Origin of the sequence: Crinalium epipsammum PCC 9333 (assembly GCF_000317495.1) — a bacterium.
GTDB lineage: Bacteria > Cyanobacteriota > Cyanobacteriia > Cyanobacteriales > PCC-9333 > Crinalium > Crinalium epipsammum.
The window spans coordinates 682,372-700,582 of record NC_019753.1 but is presented as its reverse complement, the minus strand read 5'-3'; the positions used below and the strand labels follow the sequence as shown (position 1 = coordinate 700,582).

General features: G+C 38.2%; 16 protein-coding genes. 6 read left to right on the top strand and 10 right to left on the bottom strand.

All coding sequences use genetic code 11. The annotated features are described in order from the left end of the window. Positions 1 to 118 precede the first annotated feature (118 nt). The 3 genes from cas2 to ltrA all read right to left on the bottom strand — a co-directional run bounded on the left by cas2 (position 119) and on the right by ltrA (position 2,580). Positions 119 to 394 (bottom strand): CRISPR-associated endonuclease Cas2, encoded by a 276-nt coding sequence (gene cas2 / locus CRI9333_RS02930; RefSeq protein WP_041225891.1) that lies wholly within the window; start codon positions 392 to 394, stop codon positions 119 to 121. A gap of 85 nt (positions 395 to 479) precedes the next feature. Beyond that, a complete protein-coding gene (cas1, locus tag CRI9333_RS02925) occupies positions 480 to 1,571 on the bottom strand; it encodes a CRISPR-associated endonuclease Cas1 (protein ID WP_232229376.1) in 1,092 nt (363 codons plus the stop codon). Beyond that, positions 1,537 to 2,580: a group II intron reverse transcriptase/maturase gene (gene ltrA / locus CRI9333_RS02920; RefSeq protein ID WP_015201683.1), complete on the bottom strand. Its 1,044-nt coding sequence runs from the start codon at positions 2,578 to 2,580 to the stop codon at positions 1,537 to 1,539. Before ltrA ends, cas1 begins: the two co-directional genes overlap by 35 nt. A 368-nt stretch (positions 2,581 to 2,948) precedes the next feature. On the opposite strand from ltrA, the gene CRI9333_RS26085 reads away from it, so the two are divergent. Further along, entirely contained in the window at positions 2,949 to 4,085 is a 1,137-nt protein-coding gene (locus tag CRI9333_RS26085) for a LabA-like NYN domain-containing protein (protein ID WP_015201682.1), read from the top strand. Positions 4,086 to 4,282: 197 nt separating this feature from the next. Here the strand turns inward: CRI9333_RS26085 and CRI9333_RS02910 are convergent, their stop codons facing one another. Further along, positions 4,283 to 5,929, bottom strand: coding sequence for a GspE/PulE family protein (locus CRI9333_RS02910; protein WP_015201681.1), 1,647 nt, complete (start codon positions 5,927 to 5,929; stop codon positions 4,283 to 4,285). Between the two features lie 196 nt (positions 5,930 to 6,125). After that, positions 6,126 to 7,514, bottom strand: coding sequence for a peptidoglycan DD-metalloendopeptidase family protein (locus CRI9333_RS24675; RefSeq protein WP_015201680.1), 1,389 nt, complete (start codon positions 7,512 to 7,514; stop codon positions 6,126 to 6,128). A 201-nt stretch (positions 7,515 to 7,715) separates the two neighbouring features. Here CRI9333_RS24675 and CRI9333_RS26485 point away from each other — a divergent pair, with 201 nt between their 5' ends. Next, positions 7,716 to 8,006 carry a hypothetical protein gene (locus CRI9333_RS26485; protein WP_157462254.1) on the top strand — a complete coding sequence of 97 codons (291 nt, stop codon included), beginning with the start codon at positions 7,716 to 7,718 and terminating at the stop codon, positions 8,004 to 8,006. Positions 8,007 to 8,191: 185 nt separating this feature from the next. On the opposite strand, the gene CRI9333_RS02895 is transcribed toward CRI9333_RS26485, so the two are convergent. Both CRI9333_RS02895 and CRI9333_RS02890 read right to left on the bottom strand, forming a co-directional pair. Continuing rightward, complete coding sequence (locus tag CRI9333_RS02895) at positions 8,192 to 8,410, bottom strand: hypothetical protein (RefSeq protein ID WP_015201678.1); 219 nt, start codon at positions 8,408 to 8,410, stop codon at positions 8,192 to 8,194. Between the two features lie 382 nt (positions 8,411 to 8,792). After that, positions 8,793 to 9,182, bottom strand: a complete 390-nt coding sequence (locus CRI9333_RS02890) for a GGDEF domain-containing protein (RefSeq protein WP_051035337.1) — start codon at positions 9,180 to 9,182, stop codon at positions 8,793 to 8,795. 67 nt (positions 9,183 to 9,249) lie between these two features. Here CRI9333_RS02890 and CRI9333_RS28015 point away from each other — a divergent pair, with 67 nt between their 5' ends. From CRI9333_RS28015 to CRI9333_RS25485, 3 genes are all read left to right on the top strand, one after another. Then, complete coding sequence (locus tag CRI9333_RS28015) at positions 9,250 to 9,381, top strand: hypothetical protein (protein WP_269667509.1); 132 nt, start codon at positions 9,250 to 9,252, stop codon at positions 9,379 to 9,381. 70 nt (positions 9,382 to 9,451) lie between these two features. Then, positions 9,452 to 11,029: a helix-turn-helix transcriptional regulator gene (locus CRI9333_RS02885; protein WP_015201677.1), complete on the top strand. Its 1,578-nt coding sequence runs from the start codon at positions 9,452 to 9,454 to the stop codon at positions 11,027 to 11,029. A 15-nt stretch (positions 11,030 to 11,044) separates the two neighbouring features. Further along, a complete protein-coding gene (locus CRI9333_RS25485) occupies positions 11,045 to 12,676 on the top strand; it encodes a serine/threonine-protein kinase (RefSeq protein ID WP_015201676.1) in 1,632 nt (543 codons plus the stop codon). On the opposite strand, the gene CRI9333_RS02875 is transcribed toward CRI9333_RS25485, so the two are convergent. The 3 genes from CRI9333_RS02875 to CRI9333_RS27585 all read right to left on the bottom strand — a co-directional run bounded on the left by CRI9333_RS02875 (position 12,677) and on the right by CRI9333_RS27585 (position 16,142). Beyond that, positions 12,677 to 12,859, bottom strand: coding sequence for a hypothetical protein (locus CRI9333_RS02875; RefSeq protein WP_015201675.1), 183 nt, complete (start codon positions 12,857 to 12,859; stop codon positions 12,677 to 12,679). Positions 12,860 to 13,524: 665 nt separating this feature from the next. After that, complete coding sequence (locus CRI9333_RS02870) at positions 13,525 to 14,058, bottom strand: hypothetical protein (protein WP_015201674.1); 534 nt, start codon at positions 14,056 to 14,058, stop codon at positions 13,525 to 13,527. Between the two features lie 776 nt (positions 14,059 to 14,834). Beyond that, on the bottom strand, positions 14,835 to 16,142 hold the full coding sequence (locus CRI9333_RS27585; protein ID WP_015201673.1) for a CRISPR-associated protein Csx3: 1,308 nt from the start codon (positions 16,140 to 16,142) through the stop codon (positions 14,835 to 14,837). Positions 16,143 to 16,251: 109 nt separating this feature from the next. On the opposite strand from CRI9333_RS27585, the gene CRI9333_RS02860 reads away from it, so the two are divergent. Beyond that, complete coding sequence (locus CRI9333_RS02860; RefSeq protein ID WP_015201672.1) at positions 16,252 to 17,808, top strand: TIGR03985 family CRISPR-associated protein; 1,557 nt, start codon at positions 16,252 to 16,254, stop codon at positions 17,806 to 17,808. The last annotated feature ends 403 nt before the right edge of the window (positions 17,809 to 18,211 follow it).

Genomic DNA, 18,211 nt, shown 5'->3' with positions numbered 1-18,211 from the left:
GCTCACTACTGGAAATAGGGGTTTCCTTAAATCTCAATTGGTGCGATCACACGCCATGAAAGTTTATTAAACTCTTGGTATACGACACTCAGCCCTGCTTTATTAAAATTACTCAAGCTTAGATAACATAATACTTAGGAGGTGGTTCAGGATTTTCACTACCAATAGTTAAAGTCATCGACACAGCTTCATCGGACATCCAGTAAAAACGAACATTATCCTCTGCTGGCTTAACTTGTTTCTTTACCTTTTGATACAGTTCTCGCATTTCGTTCAAACTGATAAAACACTCGAAAACGGACCATTGGATTCTATTTCCGTAGCCCTCTAAAAAATTTGATAACTTTACGCGTCTTTTATCATCAGGAATGTCATAAACTACAACAACCATTATCTTGGGGATGGGGAAAGTGGAAAAGTGAGAAAATTAGGTAATCATTTCTCATTCCCTTATTGTCTCATTCACTTACCAACTTTTGTTATGCTGTTCTTAAAAATGGCTCATAAGCTATACTATGCAATAAACTGCGCTTATAGCGTCGAATCTGCAATTGAATAGCGTGTCGATAAGAAACTTGAGATAGCAAGTCAGGATGAGAAAGTTCTTCATTCATGCGTTTTTCAAAATGTTGCAGAAAAATTCGTCTGGATTCCTTCCTTAAATAAACTCCTCCAGTACTAACAACAGTTTCAAAATCTCTGGACTTGAAGACTGCGCTATTGATGAGTTTTAAGACTAAACTATCTACAATTGGCGAACGAAATTCCTCCATTAAATCGAAAGCTAAATATGGCTTTTTATCTTCCCCGTAGTGTAAATTAGCAAAATAAGGAGATAGCCCTTCGGCAACAATCAAACTTAAAACGTTGTTAAATAACAGAGTGTAACCAAAACTCAATAAGGAATTAACTGGATCGGTAGGAGGCTGGCGGTATCGCAAAGAAAAACTAAATTCTGGATTAGTGATTAACTGACCAAACGCCGGAAAATATCGGGCAGCGCCAACTCCTTCATAACCCCGCAAACTATCTAGATTATTAACTGTATCAAGAGCCGAAATATCCGTACCAATACCCGCAATAGCTTGAGACACTTCTGCTACTTTGCGCTTGCGGTTTAATCTCATCAACAATTGTCTAGAGTTTGCCAATTTACCACGCACGATCGCTTGAGATACTAAAAATTGAAACTGCGGATCTTGACGCTTTTCAATTTGGATTAATTCGTTGCCTAGATGATTAGATTCCCAATTCCAAATATGACCTTTATATTGACCAGTGGTACTTAAAAATAATACTAATATTTGTTGTTCTAAACAAGCGTTAATTGCCTGAGTAGTTACTTGAATATTGCCAAAAACAAGAATCCGTTCAACTTCTCGGATTGGCACTTCAATTTTCTGCTCATCAGGAACCCAAATTACAAAGCGGAGATGTTCTTTATAAAGTGTTGACCCAGGTTCAAGCAAATAAATAGTAGCCATTTCTCTATTCCAAACAGTTTTAATAGCAGACTTTCCGAGTTGCTTTTCTTTATCAGTTTCTGAAGTTAACGGAAGTGGCGATCGCAATGCTGGCAGAGTTTCTGTTTGCCTTGCTTGCGTCGTTTCTCGTTGAAAGCTTTTTTTTACTTCCCTTACCTTCTACTCCAGATGCAGACACAGTTTTAGATGACTCAACAGGAAAAATGGCATTTTCTAGAAAGCCATGACCTAAAAACCGAAATCCGCGCTCAAAATTGGTAATTTGAGTTTTTTCAGGATGTAGTGTTAACTTGAAAGAATTAAGAATTTGTTCTACTTCTGAGTAAGCTTTAACAATGCGCTCTTGAGTAGTAGCTAATACTAAAAAATCATCTGCATAACGCACAAGTTTTAAATCCGATGCCGAGATAATCTTGTCAAATTCATCGAGATAAATATTAGCCAGCATTGGCGAAATAACTGCCCCTTGAGGAATTCCTTTGTCATTTCTGACTATTCCCTCTTTAGTTAACACGCCAGCCGAAATCCAAGCTTTAATTAAACATAATATACCTGGATTATCTAAATATTTTCTTACCACTATTAACAATCGTTGATGGTCAATACTATCAAAATATTTAGAGACGTCTGCATCCATTACCCAGTGATAACCTAAGTCCCGCCAATGAGCAACTTGTTCGACAGCATTGATGTAAGACATATGAGGACGATAGGCAAAACTAGCTGGAGAAAACTTATTCTCCATAATGGGAGCTAGAACATTTAATAATGCTTGTTGAACAATTCTATCTCGCACCGTGGGAATTTTTAATTCTCGCCAACTTCCCTTCTGTTTAGGTATAAAAACTTGTTTAAATGGTAGTGGTTGATATGTGCTGTTAGCAACTGCGTCTCTTAATTGAGAGAGGTTACTATTCAAATTATGATTAAAATCATCAGTTGTTTCTTCATCCACTCCGGCACTACCTTGATTTTCAGCGACTTTTCTCCAAGCACGTTGAAAATTTTCTCTACTCAGGAATTCCTCAACAATATCGCTAGAGGTTAAGTCTCTCTGTGTCTGAGAATGAAGAATGTTGATTTCTAGTTGGCTCATTTTAATTTACCTGCTATAACTAGCTATGAGTTTATAAGGGGCAAAAGTTATTGACTGTTAAAGTAGTTAACATTACTATCACATGACTATGGAAGCAGGTATTTCCTAAAAATTTTAAGGCCTCACCCTCATTTCAATTTTTTCTGCAATCTAAGACAAGAGCCTAAATATAATTCCGATTTTCCCGAAATTGATCTAAGTTCATTTAATAATTTATTTAAGGTTGATTCCCACAAAAAGGAGCCGGAATATAACTTGGTAACTAATAAGTTATGAGAGTAGTTGTCCTTGGCAAACCCAGCTAGGAAAACCCTCTTTCCTTTAAAGAGGATACTGTAATTATATTGATTAACTGAGGTGGTAGTTAGATGGTTACAGACATCTCTTTATTCACTCAAACCACAGCAACAGGCAATAGCCGGACTCGTTCTCAAAAGGTTAGTAAGCTTGCCGTCAATAATAACAAATTAGCAACAGTAATAGAAGCGGCATCAGTAGCTAGTGCAATTGCTGGTAGTGTAGCAGCAACAGTTTATCAACAATTACTTTTAGGAGTAATACCTTTATCTGTATCTTTTTGTTTAAGCCACTTATATAATCGTCAGCGTTTAACTCAATTACAACAACACTCTCAAGCGCTTGGAGCAACAATTAATTTAGCAAGAGAAGATAGTGAAGCGAATAATGCCATATTAGGATCTCAAATTCAAGCTGTTGAATCAGCTATTACACAAGCCAGACAAGATCTGCTACCTCGTCAAGCTTTAGCAGCTATTAAGTCAAAGATTGAAAGACTTAATAAGCAAGAAGTAATCATTGCTCAAGTATTAACCCCGCAAATAGCTGAATGCCAACAAACTATTATTGGCTTAGAAAACCAAATGGCAGTGCTAGTTGAGCAATTAACAAAAATAAAAACAACAACCTCTAATACCTTAGCGGCTCAACCTGCTACTAAAACTTTAGCTCAGGGACAACGGGGGCGGGTAATGATTTTTATTGATGGTGCTAATTTGTATCATGCTGTAGTCGAAAAAGGATGGGAAATTGATTTTGCCAAGCTTCTAAATTTTTTAACTAATAATGGTGAGCTAGTAGGTGCATATTTTTATACTGGTGTTGAGCGTAATCAGCCTAACCAGGAACGCTTCTTATCTTATCTGCGCCATCTAGGTTATCAAATTATTCAGAAAGATGTGGTGCAATTTAAAGATGGTTCTAAAAAAGCTAATTTGGATGTTGAATTAGCTTTGGATATGATCGATAAACTTGGCAGTTATGATACGGCTGTCTTAGTTAGTGGTGATAGCGATTTTACTTGTGTTGTTAAGCAAGTTCAACAACATCTTGTACAGGTAGAGGTAGTGAGTTTTCGGAAATTTACTAGCAAAGTATTGATTAAAGCGTGCGATCGCTATGTCGATTTAGACACACTGTATAATCAAATATGCAAAGTTCCTGTTTCTCCATCAAGATCTCGTCCAGCCCTGAAAGGTATTGCTTAATTACTACAGGATTTTTCAATAAAAGTAGTTGAGGTTTAATGGCGGGCGATCTGCACATCATAAGCGATCGCCTTACTCAATTATTTAAAACTGATAAGATTTAATTACAGAAAAATTTTCTCGATTAACCAGCAGTTACAACTTTCGCGATTGGGAATTACGCACTCAGCGTGCTATGGGCATGAACCCACATTAGATTAGATTGGCTTAAGTCCTATTGACAAAGCACTATGGGGTAACACCCGCAACACCTCACTAATAGTAGTCACCCCTTGAGTCACCTTCTCAATTGCAGCTACCCGAAATGAATCAAACCCAATTGATGACAAATAGCGATGCAACTGTGTCATCGTTCCCTCATAAATCAACTCTCGCACGTGACTATCGACATTCAACAACTCTAAAATTGCTTCCCGTCCAAAATAGCCAGAATGGAAACAATTAGCACAACCTTTCCCCCTACGCCACCCACTTAAATCCACTTCGGCTTTTTCCAAACCCAGCATTCTCAAATCTGCTTCAGTTGGCGTGTAAACTTCCGCACAATGAGGGCAAACCTTACGGACTAATCGCTGTGCGACAATCCCCAACAAAGCATCACCAACTAAACTAGAATCTGGGCCAATATCCTTTAAACGAGGAATCGCACTCACAGCATCATTAGTATGCAGAGTAGTCAACACCAAATGTCCTGTTAATGCGGCTCTTACTGCCGTTTCTGCCGTTTCTCCATCCCGAATTTCTCCCAGCATAATGATATCTGGGTCTTGGCGTAAAATTGCTCTGAGTCCAGCAGCAAAGGTCATACCAGCAGCATCATGTACCTGAGTTTGGGTAATTCTAGGTAACACATACTCTACAGGGTCTTCTACTGTAACTACATTGACATCAGATGTAGCTACAGCTTGGAGACTGTTATAAAGTGTACTGGTTTTACCTGAACCCGTTGGGCCTGTGATAATAACCATCCCTTGGGGTTGTTGCAACCATGTTTTATAAATCTCTAATTTTTTCGGGGAAAACCCTAAATCTTCTAATCCAGAAAACGGGTTTTCTCGTGGTAGTAACCGAATAACTGCTTTCTCCCCACCCACACAAGGTAGGGTACTTACCCGCATATCTACACGCAAATCTACTTCTTCTGTTGAAGAATAACTTTCTCCAATCCTGCCATCTTGCGGGCGACGACTTTCAGCAATGTCCATTTGAGACATTACTTTCAATGCCACAATCGCTTTACGACTAACATCAACAGGTAGAGTAGTAATATCCCGCAAAATGCCATCAATGCGATAGCGCACTCTTAAGCCATCAGTTGTGGGTTCCAGATGAATATCACTAGCGCGATGGTGTAAAGCACCACTGATAATTGTTTTAATTCGTTCAATTTGGCTATCAGCTTTGGTGAGATAAAGTGATGTGATTTCGCTAATATCAGAAAGTTCAGCATCGTTGGTATTAGGATTAGCAATAGTAGAAGTGCTAATCTCGTTAGGCTTAAAGTTTTGGCTGAGTGACCAAAGGCGATAACTTTTTTCGGCGATGGGGATAATTTTGATGTCTGTTAAAGTGCGATCTCGCAGTTGTTGTATGGCATCTGGTTTTAGGGGAATTGGACAGCCTAAATAGTAACAATTGCGCCAAAGTAGTAAAGGAATTAGAGGCGGTAAAGCACTGCGATTAGAAAATTCTCGAAAGAAACGGGCATAAACTTCTGGATCTAAGAAATTAAGGTTAACAATTTTTTGGTCATTTATCAAAAGTTTAAGTGCTTCTTGACAGGTAATTTCCTGTTGTGTTAATTTCTGCCAAGCTGAGTTAATAGTAGGCGAGATAGTTGGCATATTGTGAAAATCTTGATTAACTGAAAGCGGTTTAAATTAAAAGAGATCGCACACTGCATACCAATTTCCTAAATTTATGCTACAGATTAATCTCTACGTCAACCATCGGTAGTAGAGTTAAAGAGAAACGGTATCGTACCAGAAGTGCGATCGCTTAAACTACAACAAAACTAGCTAATTTTACCTGAAACTCTGGTTACTGATTTGCTTGATTAACTGCATCTAGAGGGTTAATAGCTTGTCTGATGTCAGTCGCCATATAAGGCTGATTCCCAGGACGAGCTTCAAAGTGGAGGTGAGGTCCAGTTACGTGACCTTTTGTACCTTCTATACCTACCTGTTGACCCTTGGTTACTCGTTGGCTCTTAACAACATCTGTTCTGTTCATATGACCAAAAAAGAATGTTTTGTTAGACTTCTGATTATATATTCCAACAATTCCATAGTTATCATTTCGTGCAATTACAACTCCTTCAATTGGGGAGTAAATTGGAGAGTTGACTGTAGCTGCAATATCAAGTGCGGGATGCTGACAATTCCAATAAGTATTTCCCCAAATCTGGCAGTTTCGCATTCCATAAGGTGATGTAAGAGTACTAGAAACATTTCTAAACAGTAGCTTTTTAAGACCTACCATATCAACTATGGGTGAAGGAGGAGGTGTTGGACTTCCACCATTTTTTTTCAGCCAATCTGCTGATGCTATAAACGTTGTTACCCTTCCTCCATCTGTACCAGTAGCGAATAACGGTGTATTATTAGAGGCATATACAACAACATTCCCATCTGTTTGAATAGCTAGGAAAGCACCAGGGCGACCCGATGTGTCAGTTGCCCAAACTGGTTTTCCGCGATCGTAAAGCACAACATTCCCATCAGCTTGTACAGAAAAGATATCAGCACCTGTGTTATCCGTTCCAGTCGCCCAAATTGCTTTACCCTGTGGGTTATAAAGAACTAAATTTCCATCACCTTGAAATATAAACTTGTAGTTAGTAGAAGTAACCCATTGTTGACCTCGGTTAAAATTTAAGTTGCTTGTGCTTGCCTTGACAATGATATTACTTCCAGTGGGAGGTGGTGGTGCTGTATATGCGCTGCTTCTCCAGCGTTGATTGCCATTATTACTATCACAATCCCACAGATGAACTTTGCCACCATTATCGCGTGTGGGAGTATCAACACAGAGATTAGTTCCCCTTCTTTGGATCAACATTCGACCATCACTAACATTAATTAAATTCCAGTTTTGATCGGGGTCGCTACCATTACACGGCCAGACATTGATTTCTGCTCCATTCCACAAGGAATGTGCATTCAAACAATTACCAGTAGAGCGATGTTTCAACAGAGTACCGCCAAGATTTCCTGTTAATCGATCAAATTGTTGATCAGGATCGCCATCATTACGCGGCCAGATAGACATTCTGGGTTGACTATCAATACGACGGAAATTCCAATTGGTATTTAAAGCTACGTTGTCTACAGAGAATGTTTCTGCTGCTTGAACTACTACTGCACCCATAACTAAAGTTGAAACAGCCGCAGAGCTTACTGTCAATATCTTCCAAAGTTTATTCAACATCTTAAAATAACTCCTGTACTGTTAATTTGTGTGAAAACGGAAAATTACTAAAGCTTTCTGGCTCGAACTACAGAATTAATTGCCTGATTTTTGGGGGGAATCTGCCACCGCATTTGACGAGCAGTTTGAGCAGATAAACAAATAACGTTGGCGTTCATTTCTCGGCAGATGTTCTGATTTGACCAGTAGGTTTGCCCCCATTTGTCCCAATTCAAAATTGGTGTAACAACATTCAAACCAGAAGTTTTATCTGTTGTTGTAGGTGTAGGTGAAGGCGGAATAACTGGTGCCGGTGAAGGTGTTATAACTTCTGGAGATGGTACTGAAATCGGCTGTGGAGAAGGTGGTTTTTGTTCTCCAAAACCGCCAGCATTAGCTGTGGAAAGCCAAAAAAATAAACTACAAAATTCCCACAGAATTATCGAACACGGACTCCTTAAACAGAAAAGTAAAAATTTTTTCATGTTCCCAACTCACTCAGAATTAAATTAATTGGCTTGATAGAGAAAACAAAAAGCTGGAGAAGTAGTGAAACAGAGCGCTTCATTACTTCCCCAGCCGCGTGAGAATCACACCCATCAAAGGCTGGTACTGATTAGTAATACGTATTTTCTTGTATTAGCTTGTAATTTTCTGCCAGTAGGAGCCGATCTGTGCAGTTCTAATAGTTAACGAAATTACCCACCCTCTTTGCAACTATTAACGTCCTCATCACTAATCACATAACAATAGTGAGTAGAACCCCGAACTATTACCCGAATTTTATTAGCTTTGATGCGTTCGCTTTCAATAGATATTTGTCCAAAGCCTGTTTCTGACCAAGTATGGAGCAGAGTATTTTTGATCCGAGTAAATACTTCATCAATTGAGATGGAGACGCGATCGGGAGATAACATATCTAGTCCTTGTGGTTGGTGTAATGGTTATTGTTAACTGAGAACATTGTCCTCACTTGTACAAAGCTGTTATATCCTTAGCTAAGTTTATTGTTTACCTTGCAATTACTTATTTCTCACTTACTGTAACTACTTCAAAAATGTTTGTCAAGTTAAATTGCTGAAAATTTTCTATAATCTGTTTAAAACCCAACATATATTATAATTTTTAGCCTTATAACGTTGTCATAGCAAGGGTTTTACTGATTAGTTTTCAGATAGTTAGTAGCTCTCACATTACATATAGTTAGTAGCTGTTTACTTGAGAAGGAAGTATAACTGATTCCATAAGTCGTGATAGCCCTACAATTAATCGCTCAACACCTGGTTGCGACCAGCAGCCTTAGCTTGCAGCAAGTATCGATCTGCTCGTTATAGTAAACTGACTTTGAGCATCATCAGTAGGTTTGAGCGTAGCAGTTCCCAAGCTGATAGTAATATTGATACTCAAGCTTGATTCAATGCTTATTAGTTGAGAGCCAATCAACACGCGCAGACGGTCGGCGATTTTCCGTACTATAACAGCATCAGTATTGCTGAGAATAATCACAAATTCCTCACCACCATACCGAAAAATGGTATCTTCAGAGCGCAAGTGGTTTTGCAAACGCATCGCCAAGATTTGTAAAACGCGATCGCCTACCAAATGTCCATAATTATTATTGACACAACGAAAATAGTCTACATCCAAGATAATTAAGCTTTGAGGCAACAGTTGAGCTACTGACAACACAAGAAAAAGTTGTTACCCTATAGGTTATCTCACTTATCTCACCAACTATATATAAGTAATTATTTTTATGTCAACAGGAAATTTTTCAAGTATTTTGTCCCGTTTACTTTTAGGTATGGCATCAGGCTCTCGCTATCAGGTAGGGGAAATGGAACGTAGGTGCAACCCTGCTGATGTTTGGTCAAGCTATTCTAATTAATTGCTTGTATCATCAGCTACTCTCACGGACTATAATAAACTTAAGTGATTTGCGAGTTAGAGATTAAATCTTGATTTCAGATCTTCCCCAAGACTTTATCCGACAGCTTACTGCTGAGTACGGTGTCTCAGATGCCGAGTTTGAGGCGTTAGCTTTAGCGTTGCGATCTGAACCGACAGTAGCGATCGCATCAACAATAGGTATCAGCGAAGTTGCAGTGCGTAAACGCCTGGGTGAAGTCTACAGGAAATTTAATATCACTGGAATCAGACCTGGGAAGATTGCCGAGTTAAAGCAATTTCTGATCTCACAATACCAAGCTCGCAATCGTTCTACTACCAATAGTCGTACTGATTGGGGAGAAGCACCAGATCTGGGCGCTTTCTACGGACGAATAGCAGACTTAAACTTGCTTAAACAATGGGTGAATGCAGACTCAGCGCGTTTAGTTGCAATCTTGGGAATGACTGGATGCGGTAAAACCAGTTTATCTGTGCAGTTTGCTCAACAAAATCAAACCCAGTTTGATTTTGTCATTTGGCGATCGCTTCGTAACTCCCCTTCAGTTACAGATCTTGTCACAACCCTAATTGAATTTATCTCCCAACAACCAGCAAAAAATTTACCAGACGACTCTAACTCGCAAATTTCCCTATTGTTGGAATGCTTACAAGCACATCGTTGTTTAATTGTTTTAGATGACTTTGAGACATTATTACAGACAGAAGAGTTAGCTGGATACTATCGCACTGGATATGAAGAATATCGAGAACTATTTCAACGAGTAGCAGAAATTAACCATCAAAGTTGCTTAATACTAATTAGTTCAGAAGCACCTGCGGAGTTAGCCTTACTTTCTGTAAATTCTGTTAAACAGTTAAAACCTACTGGCGCAGACATTATTGCTAAAGAGATATTTAAAGAAAAAGGATTATCTGCTACCCCTGAAGAATGGCAAAAACTACTTAATCGTTATCGGGATAATCTTCTAGCCTTTAAAATAGTAGCCATCACTATTAAAGATTTTTTTAATGGTCATGTCTCACAATTTTTAGAAGCAACAGCCTTATTTGTGGATGATACGCTGACTTATTTACTAGAGCAACAATTTGAACGTTTAACCTCATCTGAAGAAGATGTGATGTATTGGTTAGCAATTATTGAACAGCAAATTGGAATATTTCAATTAAAGCAACAATTTTTTGAGAGTTTATCCTTATCAGAGTATTTAAATAACTTGGATTCTTTAGAGCGACGGTCTTTAATTGAAAAAACGACAACTGACTCGGAAATAATGTTACAACTCCAGCCTTTAATTAAAAAGTATGTAACTCAGCAATTAGTTCAGCAAGTTACTCAGGAAGTTCAACAACTGCTGCGTCAACCCAATTTCTCAAATTTTTCAGTTTTGAAAAATTATTGTTTGGGTAAATCTTGTGAAAAGCAACAAATTAATACAGCTAGGCAATCATCCCAATTACTCCAACAACTAGCTAATAATTTGCAAAATAAATTACGCCGATCTGAAGGAAATATTTATGATTCACTTAAACAGCTTGGTGAAAATCTAAAAAAACAACCTAGGTTAAAAGTCGGATATGCTGGCGCAAACCTAAATGATATTATCTCAAAAATTCCTAGCAATTAATATAATGCGAGTAAGGTGAGCTACTGTATAAACCCTAAATGTCAACAGCGTGAAAATTCTGACAATCTCAGTCATTGTCAGAGTTGTGGTAGTGAGTTATTAATTAATCAACGTTATCGGATAGTTAAACCACTACGGGAATTAAATCCTGCTTTCCCTACTGATATTTTTGAGGTAATAGATTTAGGTTTGGGTGAGGATGATTGGGGCGCTAGAAAAGTTTTAAAGGTATTAAAGTACAGTAATAATCCCGCTCTAGTAAGGTTATTTCAACAAGAAGCACGGGTGTTGATGTTTTTGCAGCATTCGGGTATTCCCAAGGTTGAACCTGATGGCTATTTTACAGTGCAGCTTCCGAAGAGTGGGAAGCAGTTGTATTGTTTGGTAATGGAATTTATCGAAGGGGAAAATTTAGCTGATTGGATAGATAAACACGGTGGTATTTCTCCTGAATTCGTTTTAGTCTGGTTGTCAGAGTTAACGAATATTCTTGATGGTTTACATAGTCAAAATCTTTTGCATAGAGATATTAAACCATCTAATCTGTTGGTAAGACCCAACGGTCAATTAGCTTTAATTGATTTTGGCATAGTTGGGGTGGGAGAGTGGGGACTAACGAAAGTAGGAACAACAGGATATGCTGCGCCGGAGCAAATTGTTGGTGAAGCTGTTATCCCATCAGATTTCTTTGCTCTGGGGCGTACTTTTGTACATTTATTGACGGGGAGATCCCCTATGGATTTTCCTGAAGATCCGAAGACTGGTAGGTTGATTTGGCGTAGTAGTGTTAAGGGTATTTCTCAGGAGTTGGCTGATTTAATTGATGATTTGATGGCGGCTTTTCCAGAAAAGCGACCTAAAAATACACGAGTGATTTTACAACGCCTGCAATTAATTAAGTCGCCAGCAGATTCAAGTAAATTATTTGATAGAAAGTGGATACTTAATTCCGCTAAATGGGGATTAGTAGGGGCTTTAGTAGTAATTTTTCTAGCTCCTTATATTTTTCGTGTGGTTAATCAATTTATTATCCCAGGGCTTGATAAGTTTTTTACTAATCTTGGTACAGATCACTACAATAACAGTCAATTTTCCAGCGCTGAGTCTTACTATGAATTGGCATTGAAGTTTAATCCCAATAATCAAGCTGCTGAGTATAGTTTAGGTAAAATTTGTGAGGAGAAAAAAGATTTTGATTGTGCTATATCTAGATATCAGGATGTGATTAACGGTAGCAATTCTGATGCAGGAGCAGCAGCGATTAGTAGTTTAGCTCGTTTGCAGATTTTGTCTGAAGATGCAAAGACGGTTAATGTGGATTTAATATTCAAGGGGTTCAAACTTACTTCTCAACCAGGGATACAAGCTTCTTTATACAAGAATTTAGGTTGGTTACGCTGGGAGCAAAATCGGATTCAGGAAGCTGAGGGTTATTTGAAGCGTGCGATCGCTATCTCCCAGACTAATGAATATAATTATGCTTCCCCTTATTGTTTGTTGGCACAAGTCAAGGAAGCTCAGAAAGCAGATGCGTCCCAAGAGTGGGACATCTGCTATCAAGATGCTAGTAGTTCTATTCTAGAAGAGCAGGTTTGGGCAAGCATGGCACGTCAGCGACTACGTGCCAGTGGTAAGCATGTCGAGTAGTTATCCCTGAGTATTCATTGGATAGCAAGGGATATCACCGTCTGGGGTTTTGATTACACATTTTTTTCCTTGGTTTTCGGCTGTATTTGCCACATCGGGGTCAAGTACGGTTTTAGATGTGACTACGTTTTGTTGTAAAATTGTTAACAAGACAACCAGTGATGAAATAAAAAGTGCTTTCATTTATATTTCCTGCAATAGCCTGAATATGCCTGGCGAAATCCACGTAATTTCCCAAATTCTTCTTACAAACTTGTCTTCCCCCAACGTTTGTAAGTTCAACATATTCCCTTGCCGGAAGAGGCTGTTTCCAAAAAAACGATATTTTAAGTAAGTAGATTAAAAATTACAGCTATAAGGATTTGCTACGCTCAATTTCCCCCTCATACTCCCCGATTTTCAGGTAAATCTACAACTTGGTGGAGGCTGTGGTGTATGTACAACTTCCGCAGGCTCTAAAAATAGTTTAATTCCAAAACGTTCCGGGGAAAGTATAATTTTTTTTTGGGAGGAAGCGATCACAGCTTGTTCAAACCCATTCACAATAAAGATACTGATAAACTAAAAATGGAGACTGCACCCAACGCTACATATATAACTGATGGGATTAATGTTCTTACTAAGTAGTAAAAAATATTCTAGCGGCTTGTGAAAATTTGTTAAGCATTTATTTACAATTCCTCCTCCAAGAGTTGGCTTTTTGGCTTTAAAAGCTTCTGGTACCGCCAATAAAAATTGATTAAGCAAGGGGGTATAAATAAACGTTACTTATTAATGCTAGAACTGGTAACTTCTAACAGAGAAAACCAAAATAATTTCACGTTTATTTACCCCCACCTATCTAGATATTAGCGATCGCGCTGCTGACGTTTGATGATTGCTTGCTCTAACATAGATAGCAATTCATCTGGGAGTGCATCTAGTAAGTTTTCTTCCAAGTTTTTATTGCCTGGATCAACTCCTGTAGCTAGTACCGCTTGCACTCGCGGCATTGTGATTCTATCTACTAAATCAATTAAACCTTCCAAAGCGCGGTTAAATTGACGTTCAGTCAGGATAGCATCTTCAAGCGGCAACTCAATAGATGCGCGGACTTCTCCATCTGTGCGATCGTATTCAAACCGCAACATTTTGTGTTCCCATGTTATAGATAATAAGGTTTGAAAGACAATACCTTTATATACATGGTTTTTGACAGATAGTAGTTGCGGAGCAATTAATTGAAGAAATTCGCCATTTTCACTTAATTGTATAGAAATCACAAAATCTTCAACATTTTCGGCTTTGACCCCAGTAATAATGCGAGATTTAGCAGCATCAACTCTATACTTCCAACCACGTACATTTAAATATTTAGCCAAAACTTCCAGTGTTGTTGCCATATCAAATCTCCTGTAAAGGGTTGGAATAAACAACTCAGTTCAACCCTGACAGCTTTTAAGATAACGGCATACTGGAAAAACCCTTTTCCGATAGTTTTAAGCAGAGTGTAGATTGTCGAGTTTGGGAGTATAGGAAGAATCCGTTGCCAGCCCAAAAAAATTCAATATAGCTAAGTATAACAAGATCGCATAACTTCGCCATCATGTGCGATCTTGTTTGCTAACAGTTTCCAACTAATCCGAATTAACCCAATCGGTGGGCATAAATTTAGCATACATTAGGAAAATTTTTGACCAAATTACGACCCTCAAACCCAGTCCAGGCAAAGCATCGACGCACCTTAATGAAAAAATCGGGTTTTTTTGAGTATGCGTTGGTGCGTCGATGAGTATATGTAAATGCTAATAATAACCCTAAAACCCTTATACAGTAATGTTTTGGTGAATTTTATAGCAACGCCTGTTTTGATTATTTTAGACCTCCGACGCACCTCGCCAAAAAGAGCGCGTCGATCGCCTCAAAGGTGCGTATATTAGTATAATCAACCTCAACTAAACATTTAAAACCTAGCTAATATAAGGCTTTGAGGCTTTTTATAGCAATTGATTTTCTGAGTTCGCGCGGTCGATGCACCTCAGAAAGCGTGTGTTCACCCGCCCATCGGTTGCTCGGAACAGGGGGGAGTTAAAAGAAAGCAGCGAAAAGTTGGATATTGATTCTCTCAATATCCAACCTCAATTAAGGAAATTTAACAGTAGCTCAAACGAAAATAGTTTTAACGACAGTTTATCGCCAAACTCACTAACAATTCAGCTAACGCTTTAATCATTGGACGATTAGAAACATTTTGTCCGCGTTCTAAATAATGAACGCTACCCGTAAGCACAGGTTCTTCTGTAATAATCTTGTCTTCTTTACCTGCGTAATCACTATAAATAATAGCAATAATAGGTAAAGGTCGCTCTAATTTAATTTCACAAAAATTTTGCCACTGGGCTACGTCTTCTGGTGTTTTAGCTAAAATCACTGCATGAGTCGCTTCTGACATAATAGTTATATTTTCATCGCTAATTTTCCCACCCACATCAAACACCAGCAACGAATTTTTGATCGCTTTAATATCTCGTGCTTTCCCTTGAGCAAATTCTGGAGTAAATTTGGCTTTGTATTCCGCCTTTAATTCTTCAGCTAACTTAGGATACTTTTGTGCAGTTTCCCCATGCCAAGAACCATCGCCATCAGGACAACCAGAGATCACATAAAAATCATCCGGAGCATGATTAAGCTTTAAAATTGCTGCTTTTAGCCCATCCTTAAAAACAGTTTTTCCTGTATTCGCTGGACCACACAAAACAACTTTAACATTAGGTTGCGGTTGATAGTTGATATCAAAGGTTTCCCCAACTTGATAATTTTTACTGTGATTAATTGTTACTATATATCGATCTAGTCCTCGATCGCCGATTTTTGGGTCGAAGACAGCGACAGCGCCGTATTTATGACCAACTTCATAAGCAATCAAAAAACTAGCTAAGACAGTCGCACGTCCATTGATCTTTAAAAATGGTTTACCTCCAGACAATTGTCCCGAATTAATTAAGTTTTGTAATTGTGAATAAGCATCTACGGCAATTTGGTCGCCATCGGCTTTAACAGTATTATTAATTCTGGCAATTAAAACATCATCTTCCCAATAAATTAAAAAAGAAGGCGGTGTATTAGGTAAAGAACAAACTTGTGTAACTTTCCCCGTCTCAAAATCAATCTGGCTGCCTATGGGATAATCATCAGTGGTAGTGATGACCACCACATAAGCACCTAAGCGTGTATCAGAAACAGCGATCGCCCGATACAAATGAGCAATTTCATGAGCAATAGTGTAACTGAGGGCTACAGATATTCGTCCATTAATCTTGAGGAGATTTCCCCCCTTAATTTCTCCACGATCTATCATCTCCCGCAGTCGTGTGGCGGCATCGCGGACAATTTCATCTCCGTTAGCAACTACAGGAGTACCATCAGGAGTTTTAGCAAAATCTACTTTTAAAGTATCGCCGATTAAATCAATCCGGTAAGAAGTCATTGGTTTTGATGTCTGTGGTTAACAGCTTTACTTTGACACACAGATGGAACACCCCTTTTCCTAACATCGGTTACTTTAGAGCTATAACTACTTCAAACATATATCATATATGCGGACTCAATTTGCCTATTCTCCTAGCGTCAGCTTCTTACAGATGCTTGCACCAGGTTCTTCAAAACAAAACTTACCAAAGGCGGTGCGCTTGTGGGTAATACTGCGATCGCTTTATGGCAGTGATAATGATGAAGTTAAGTTAAATCTTCGCGAACAATTCACTTATGATGAATGGCGTAATCAATTTTTTACTTCTTCCGATCCCCTGAATAAGCGATCCTTAGATGAAGTAATATATCACAAACGCGATCAAGTCCCTCTCTTGCACGATCCTTCTTGTCGCTGTGCCAAAACTCTTAGACAGTGGTTATTTGATCCCAATTCTAGTTTGAGTATTTCCCCAGAGAAATGGAAACAATCATTCTTACAAATTTATCCTATTGATATAGCACAATTAGAAGAATTTTTGCTGACAGGGAAATTTCCTAAAAGTGAAGAAGCTATCGAAAAGCGTAGACAACAAAGTAATTCCCTAAAAGCCAGTAAAAATCAACTTACGGGCAAACAGAGAAATTACGTACCACCATTTCCTGAAGGACGTTTATTTGCCGTTACAGGCAAAAATTTAGAATATGACTTTGAAAACTTGATTAAAATTGGTTGGTTAGAAGCTGTCAAAAATAAAAAAAATGAAGTAATTAATAAAAACTACCGTAAAGTTAAAAAATTCCCCATTCTAGAAAGCTATAATTGGAACAGCAATATAAGCGGCTTTATTACTCAAACTGATTTTACAGAAATTGTTGAAAACTACTTCCAGCCTATTAACGGTATCCAAAGATTTTTGATGCACGTTGATTACGTTGTGTCAAAAGAAGCTATAGATAGAATTCGGGAATTGCAAGATCAACTTAAAGAAATATGGGAGAAAACGCCGATTCCGCCCATTAGTATAATTTATGAAAGTGCTAGTTTAGCACGGCAAGGAAAACGGATTATTTATCCAGTTTGTATTTATTACTTCCAGCGCGCGCCCTATCTTTGTGCCTTTGGGCAAAAACCCAAAATCAAGAATGAAATTGAGTGGCATAACTATCGCTTAGACCGTATTCACGAGATTACCGAATTAACCTGGAATGATGAAAATCTTCCAGTTTTACTTAAAGAAAAATACTATCAACAGCAGCTTTCACCTGAAGAAATTCAAACTAAAATGGCTGAATCTTGGGGATTTGATTTTTACCAGCCAAGCCATAAGCTATTATTACGATTTGACCGTGATTTTCACGATCGCCATATTATTGATAGCTTTCGTCATGAAACTTTTACATATATCAACAGCAAGGCTAATTTTAAAAAGTTTATCCGAGATTACGCTCCTAACCAGGAAGAAGAAAAACTGCTCAACGATATCCTACAAAGCTTACCAGTACAACAAACGGACGAAAATTTTCCTTATGCCTATTATACGGCTGATTATCGAATAAATGATAACAACGTCATTATGCGGCTAAGGGCATGGGGTCAAAAAGTGGAAGTTTTGCTTCCAGGCGATTTACGTCAACGCATGGCTAAAGATATTGAAGAAACTTGGCAACTTTACCAAAGCTAATAACCAATAGAAAATTGGCGGTTTACTAACAGCTTTATTATGATTTAAACAAAAAAATGCAAATAATCAAAAACTATTGGCTGGGTATGACAGTTTACGAAAATTGTCATCAACCTAATCTTTAAGCATTGTGGGTAGCTTTAAAGAGTGAAGTTGCCGAGTTCTGGGAAAAACCTAGTATTGATGAAACTTGGGATATTATTCACTCAGTCGGCAAACTTCTATATAAAGTTACAGGACTTCCTTTGCAATTATTAGCGTTTCCAACTGTACGTAAGCACGCTCTACGGTATATGGAGAGAGGCTGCGTGAGAAGTCCACGTAACTGCCAAAATTGCTGTTGTGCTAGCCATAAAATTATCTAAATATTAAGGAAGAGGTTAATTTAAAAGTCTTTTCCTTT